This window comes from Sphingomonas sp. PAMC 26605 (genome assembly GCF_000241485.1).
Taxonomy (GTDB): domain Bacteria; phylum Pseudomonadota; class Alphaproteobacteria; order Sphingomonadales; family Sphingomonadaceae; genus Sphingomonas.
In genome coordinates this window covers 125,723-131,604 of sequence record NZ_JH584243.1, presented here as the reverse complement: position 1 = coordinate 131,604, position 5,882 = coordinate 125,723, and the positions used below count along the sequence as shown (strand labels likewise).

The following is a 5,882-nucleotide window of genomic DNA, read 5'->3' as shown; positions in this document are numbered from 1 at the left end:
GAATACTGTAATGCGCTACGGTGCCAAGCTCGCCGCCAAGAGCGGCTCCAGCGCCAGACTGGCAAAGCGGTTCGCAGCCGACTGAGTTGAATGTGAACGGCCGCATCCTGCAGTGGTTCGAGCGTGGGCGGCACCATTGGTGACGGCACGGTAAGTTTCTCTCGTCGTTCGCGTCCGCGGGTGCGACGAGGCGGTCTTGTCGAGAGCGGCTCCAATCCGGTAGCTGATGCTGTATTTGCAATATCAGCGAACGCCCCAGAGAATGATCTCACCCCTAAAATGGCGCATTTGAAATCGTTCACGTCCGCTCCGCCTCCAGCCCAAAGCCGCCAGATCGGCATCACGCCAATTTTGCAACAGAGCCCTACAAGGGGCTTTCGGAGAACAAGGCCCGGAATATCGCCATCGCTACCATGCTGCACGACAGCCGGTCATGCCGCGAAATCATGGACGCGACCAGATGTAGCCGCACTCTTCTCGCCAAGCTCGCTCGCGACCTAAAGCTTGGGAAAGCCAAGGCCGATCGACGCTGCCGCGGGCGGTGCGTTTGAACCAGTTGCGGGCGACGGCATCGTGTCGTGTTTCACGCTTCGGTCTCCGGAACGCCTGTGCTGGCGTCCGTGGCTTCGCCTCCGAATCTGGCTGCACGCCGTTGGACGCGCATTCACTGGTCACTGTTTCGATGTTCTGTCTGAGGTTCGGGCCAAAAAGCTGCGGATGAGTCCGGCGATCTCGTCGACCTTTTCGTCGAGCGCGAAATGGCCGGCGTCGAGCACGTGGACCTCGGCGTCGGGCACGTCGCGACGGTAGGCCTGCGCCTCGGCTACGTCGAACGAGGGATCGAAGCGGCCCCATACCACCAGCAGCGGCGTCCGGTGCTCGCGCAGCCAGGCGTCCCACGCCGGATAGGCGGCGACGTTGCTTTGGTAGTCGTAGAATAGGTCCGACTGGATCTGGCGTTGCCCGGGCTGCGAAAGGTGGGCATATTCCGCCAGCCAGGCGTTCGGATCATAGCGGTCAAGGGTTGGGCTGGAGCCGAGGTGGCGCATCCGCGTCCCCGCCAGCGAGACGAAGGGGCCGATCACCTGATCCTCGTACGCCGCTCGGTCCTTCCAGAAGGCGCGCCGCGGCGCCCACGCCGGGCCCAGTCCGTCCTCGTGGGCCACCGCGTTCTGCACGATGATGGCGCGCACGCGCTCCGGATGGGCCAGGGTCAGGCGCATGCCGATCGGGCCGCCATAGTCCTGCTCATAGAGCACGTATCGCTTCAGCCCGAGCGTCTGGGTGAATTCGTCCACCACCTTGGTTAGATGCTCGAAAGTATAGGAGAACTGGGAGGGCGGCGGCGCGTCGCTCAGGCCGAACCCGGGATAATCGGGTGCGACCAGATGATACCGATCGGCCAGCAGCGGGATCAACGTGGCGAACATGGCCGACGACGACGGGTAGCCGTGGAGCAGCAGGATGGCGGGCGCGTCCTTCGGCCCGGCCTCGCGGTAAAAAACCTTCACGCCGTCGACCGTGACGGTGTGGAAGGTGGTGGTCGCCGAAGTCGACGGCGACGTCTGGGCCGTCGCGGCACCTGCAGTTAGGGCGAGCGCCGCCCCAGTTGCTAGCAAAGCTTTCTTCATGACGGGTCTCCCGATACGTCGGATCAGAGGTCGAGTTCGCTCAGGCCGGGGTGGTCGAGTGGGCGTGCGCCCGATGGCCAGTGAAACAACCTGTCGACTTCGGCGATGGGCAGGTCGTTGATGCTGGCGACGCGACGCGCCATCAGGCCGTGGGCGTCGAATTCCCACAGTTCGTTTCCGTAGGACCGGAACCAGCGCCCCTCGATATCGTGGTGCTCATACGCGAAGCGCACCGCGATGCGATTTTCACGGAAGTCCCAGACTTCCTTGATCAGCCGGTAATCAAGCTCCTTCGCCCACTTGCGCCCGAGGAAGGTACGTATCTGGTCACGACCTTGCAGGAAGTCGGTGCGATTACGCCACCGACTGTCGGGGGTGTAGGCGAGCGACACCTTGGCGGGATCGCGGCTGTTCCACGCATTTTCAGCGGCGCGAGCTTTCTGCGCGGCGGTCTCCGTCGTGAAGGGCGGCAGCGGCGGGCGGGCCTCGTCTGTCATCACTGGACTCCTAGGTCGGGACGTCGCCGCCGGAACGCCGTCTTCACGGTACCCCGGCGGCAACAGGCACTATCAGGCCGCGAACACCGCCTTGATTTCGTCGGCGACCTGCGTGTGGTTCTCGTCGAGCACGAAGTGGCCGGCATCGAGCCAGACAAGCTTTGCGTCTGGGAGGTCCGTTAGAAAGGCTCGCGCGCCCGCTTCGATGAAGAAGGGGTCGTGCTTGCCCCAGATGATCAACGTCTTGGGCTTGCCCTGGCGAAACGCCGAATGCCACGCATCGTACTTTGCAGCGTTGTTCTTGTAGTCCTCGAGGAGGTCGACCTGAAAGTCCTGCACGCCGGGACGGTCTAGCAATGCCTGATCGAGCACCCAGTTGTCCGGGTTGATGTTGGCCTCGTCCCGAGCACCGACCAGCCAGTGGTGCATGGTGCTTTCCAGGCTCACAAACGCCCGCGCGGGCTTTTCGGTCTCGGGCGTGCGCGCCTCCCACAATGGGCCGAGCGCCTCCTTCGGAGGTTCGCCGAAGCCCTCCATGTAGGCGTTGGCGTTCTGGATGACGAAGCCCGTCACCGCGCTGGGTCGCTCCGCGAAGATGCGGAAGCCCACCGGGCCGCCATAGTCCTGCATGTAGAGGATGTACGACTTCAGCCCGAGGACGTCGATCAGCCCGGTGACGTGGGCCGTCAGATTGTCGAAGGTGTATTTGAACTCGGTGTTCGACGGCGCGTCGGAGTGACCGAAGCCGATATAGTCGGGTGCGATGAGGTGGAAGCGGTCGGCGAGGTCGACGATCAGGTCGCGGAACATCTGGCTGCTGGTGGGCAGGCCGTGCAGCAGCAGGATGGTCGGGGCAGAGGGGTCGCCCGCCTCGCGGTAGAAGACCTTGCGGCCATTGACCGTCGCATATTTGTGTTGTGTTGGCATGGTCATCGTGGGTTCCTCATTGATTAAGTGCTGAAGCCATTTGACGCGACTGGCCGCGGTCGCCCGGCGAGGTCGACGAAGGGGTTGTGGCGTCGCGACACGGCGACGCCAGCGGGTCTCAGGCGGCTTTGCGGCTAGACACAGCGGGGAAGTCGATGTCGGTCTTGGCGACCTCGTTGAGGTAGTTGGTCCAGGTGTTGAGAGCGACGTGCTGGACGATCTCGATGACCTGCGCGTCGTCGTAGCCGGCCGCTTTGAGCGCCGTGACGTCCGCCTCGGCAACATGACCGCGCTCGCGGGCGACCTTGGCGGCGAAGCGCACCGCGGCGTCGGCCTTGAGGTCGTTGGACGCGCCCGAACGATTGGCGGTGATCTCCGCGTCATCGAGCTTGGCGACGTGCTTGCCAAGGTATGTGTGTGCCGACAGGCAGTAGTCGCAGCCGTTGATCTCGGCGACGGCCAGGGCGATCCGCTCGCCCGTTGCCGCAGGGATGGACCCCTTAGCCAGGGCGCCCGACAGCGCAAGATAACCCTCCAGCGCGGCGGGGCTGTTGGCGACGAGCCGGAACATGTTTGGCACGACGCCCAGCTGTTTCTCCACAGCCTCCAGCATGTGCTGCGAGGCAGCGGGGGCGCCATCGATGGTGGCGGGAGTGGCTAGGCGCGACATGGCGATCTCCTGGTCCGTGAGTCGCCCTGAGCGGGCTGACACGCCCTATCTCGCAACTTCCGCCCGCGTGCGGCAGTCGGTCAAACAGGGAGCCTCCCTTTCGAAAATCGGAAGGCCACCGGCAAGCATGAAAACTAGGCTGATCTTGGTGCGGGTGATCGAGACGCACCGTCTTCCAAGGTGGGAGGCGCAGACATTTGATCTGACCGTTAAGTCAGATCGAGCAGCACTGCACCGGCTCGAAGCTGCCCGACCACCGTCGGATCCGGGGTCGCAGAGTCCCACACGGCGATGAAGCCGTATCGCGCATCGGGATGCGCACGGTTCCACACGTTGACGACTTCGCCGCGTGTGCGCGCCTCGGCCATGCGGGCCACGCGCTCGTCTTCGGGCGGTGTAGCCAAGACGTCGACTAGCACACGGAGGGAAGGAATCAGGTATCCAGAAGATCCCGCCATCAGGCGGTCTTCCATCAATCCTGGGAGCGACGGTCGCCAGAGCACATCTGTCGCTCCCAGGGCTTTCGCGACGTTCGGCATCCGGGCTTCGAGCACCGGGGGTATCAGCGCTGGACCCGGGCCGTCCCAAGCGACGGCAACGTCCTTCCAGAACGCCATTCGACCGACCAGGGCGCGAGCGTTCTCGCCGAGTTGCGGGTAGCGCCACGCGGCGGCCCGGTTGACCCTGTCCATAACGACGAGGTCGAAATATTCGGCCTCGCCGCCCTTCCACTCGCAGACCCTGCGATCAGGGGCGGAATTCAGATGCTCTTGGCGAATATCCTCGGCACGGAAGTAGAGCCCGACCCTCGACCTCGATGACATCCGTCCCGCGAGCAAGCTCGGACCCGGTCCAGACCGCCGTGAACATTCGATGCCTCCGTCACTGATGACGCGCAACTCACGCCGGAAGGGCCGCCAGCGCCGCTCTGACGCGCGGACCGGCAAAATCGAGGAACGCCCTCAGCTTCAGTGGAAGCAGGGGCGGACCGGTGTGGATGAGGTGCACCGGGATCGTCTCCGGTTCGTATTCATCCAGTAGCCTCATCAGCCTGCCTTCGCGCAGAGCCGCGGCAGCCTGGTATGACGTCATCCGGGCAATGCCCAGGCCGTCTCCCGCAGCTTCAATCAGAGCGTCGGCGGTGTTGACCCCGAGGCGTGGGCGGATGCCAATCGTTTCGTTACCGCGGGCAGAAGCGAACGACCAACTGCGCGAAGTCTGGAGCCCCTCGAAGGCGAGACAGTCGTGATCGGCTAGATCGGCGGGCGTTGCCGGCGTTCCCCGACGCGCCAGATAGTCGGGACTGGCGCAGGTGATCCACCGCACCTCGCCGAGCCGTATCGCGACCAGACCGCTGTCGGGAAGTCGCCCCAGTCGCGCGGCGACATCGACGTGGTTGTCGACCAGATCCACGACGGTGTCTGCCAGAACGAGCCGTACGTTCACGTCGGGGTAGGCCCTCAAGAAGTCCAGCACGACGGGCAAAATGTGCAACTTGCCAAACATGATCGGCGCCGTGATCAGCAGTTCGCCGCGTGGCGCTTGGTACTCGCCGGATGCGGCGCGTTCGGCTTCGTCAAGGTCGTTCAAAATCCGGCGACTCGCCTGAATGAAAGCGGTGCCGGAATCGGTCAACATCAGTTTGCGGCTGGTACGGACGACCATCTGCGTGCCGAGATGCGCCTCCAGCTCAGATACCTTCCGGCTGACGGTCGGCAGCGGCATGCCGAGGGTGCGCGACGCCGCAGACAGGCTGCCGCCGTCGACTGCGGCGATGAGCGTACGGATCGCGTCGAACCGGTCCATGGCGACCCTTCCATTTGGTGAAAGCAAGACTGCCGAAAGTAACGGATACCTCGCCCGAACGGAAGATCCTACCTTTGGTTCAGGCGGAGCGTGCGATCACGCCTCGCCGCAAGCTTTCGAGGTCGCGCTCGCCGTCGCGCGTTTGCGCACCCGCCTTAAGCTGGTTCGCGATGAGCTGGCCGATTGTCGGCTGAAAAACATGTCTCATCCAGCCTTCGCTCTCGCGCGTGAAGCCGTCGCCGGGAGCGGCATGCGGCACGGCCCGCTTCGCGGCAGTGATGATGCCATCCGGCAGCGCCGCGATGTTGGCGGCGATGCGGCTGACGAAGCCGTCAAGTTCGTCGGCCGGAA

General features: G+C 64.2%; 7 protein-coding genes. 1 reads left to right on the top strand and 6 read right to left on the bottom strand.

Going from position 1 to position 5,882, the window contains the following annotated elements; all coding sequences use genetic code 11:
- Positions 1–671 precede the first annotated feature (671 nt).
- The 6 genes from RH90_RS20085 to RH90_RS20060 all read right to left on the bottom strand — a co-directional run bounded on the left by RH90_RS20085 (position 672) and on the right by RH90_RS20060 (position 5,531).
- Positions 672–1,631 (bottom strand): alpha/beta fold hydrolase, encoded by a 960-nt coding sequence (locus RH90_RS20085; protein ID WP_010188523.1) that lies wholly within the window; start codon positions 1,629–1,631, stop codon positions 672–674.
- Between the two features lie 23 nt (positions 1,632–1,654).
- Positions 1,655–2,128 (bottom strand): nuclear transport factor 2 family protein, encoded by a 474-nt coding sequence (locus RH90_RS20080; protein WP_010188521.1) that lies wholly within the window; start codon positions 2,126–2,128, stop codon positions 1,655–1,657.
- A gap of 72 nt (positions 2,129–2,200) precedes the next feature.
- A complete protein-coding gene (locus tag RH90_RS20075) occupies positions 2,201–3,061 on the bottom strand; it encodes an alpha/beta fold hydrolase (RefSeq protein WP_010188520.1) in 861 nt (286 codons plus the stop codon).
- 112 nt (positions 3,062–3,173) lie between these two features.
- Entirely contained in the window at positions 3,174–3,725 is a 552-nt protein-coding gene (locus RH90_RS20070) for a carboxymuconolactone decarboxylase family protein (protein WP_010188519.1), read from the bottom strand.
- Positions 3,726–3,934: 209 nt separating this feature from the next.
- Positions 3,935–4,549 carry a DUF427 domain-containing protein gene (locus RH90_RS22285; protein ID WP_010188511.1) on the bottom strand — a complete coding sequence of 205 codons (615 nt, stop codon included), beginning with the start codon at positions 4,547–4,549 and terminating at the stop codon, positions 3,935–3,937.
- Positions 4,550–4,625: 76 nt separating this feature from the next.
- The gene (locus tag RH90_RS20060) at positions 4,626–5,531 is read right to left on the bottom strand and encodes a LysR family transcriptional regulator (RefSeq protein ID WP_010188510.1); all 906 of its coding nucleotides are present in this window, start codon (positions 5,529–5,531) and stop codon (positions 4,626–4,628) included.
- Between RH90_RS20060 and RH90_RS24465 the strand changes: the two genes are divergently transcribed.
- The coding region (locus RH90_RS24465) for a hypothetical protein (protein WP_232280448.1) at positions 5,530–5,882 on the top strand (353 nt) is incomplete at its 3' end. The genes RH90_RS20060 and RH90_RS24465 overlap by 2 nt on opposite strands.

Coding starts and splice junctions, on each gene's coding strand:
- RH90_RS20085 (WP_010188523.1), bottom strand. CDS start 1,631: ATGAAGAAAGCTTTGCTAGCAACTGGGGCGGCGCTCGCCCTAACTGCA.
- RH90_RS20080 (WP_010188521.1), bottom strand. CDS start 2,128: ATGACAGACGAGGCCCGCCCGCCGCTGCCGCCCTTCACGACGGAGACC.
- RH90_RS20075 (WP_010188520.1), bottom strand. CDS start 3,061: ATGACCATGCCAACACAACACAAATATGCGACGGTCAATGGCCGCAAG.
- RH90_RS20070 (WP_010188519.1), bottom strand. CDS start 3,725: ATGTCGCGCCTAGCCACTCCCGCCACCATCGATGGCGCCCCCGCTGCC.
- RH90_RS22285 (WP_010188511.1), bottom strand. CDS start 4,549: ATGTCATCGAGGTCGAGGGTCGGGCTCTACTTCCGTGCCGAGGATATT.
- RH90_RS20060 (WP_010188510.1), bottom strand. CDS start 5,531: ATGGACCGGTTCGACGCGATCCGTACGCTCATCGCCGCAGTCGACGGC.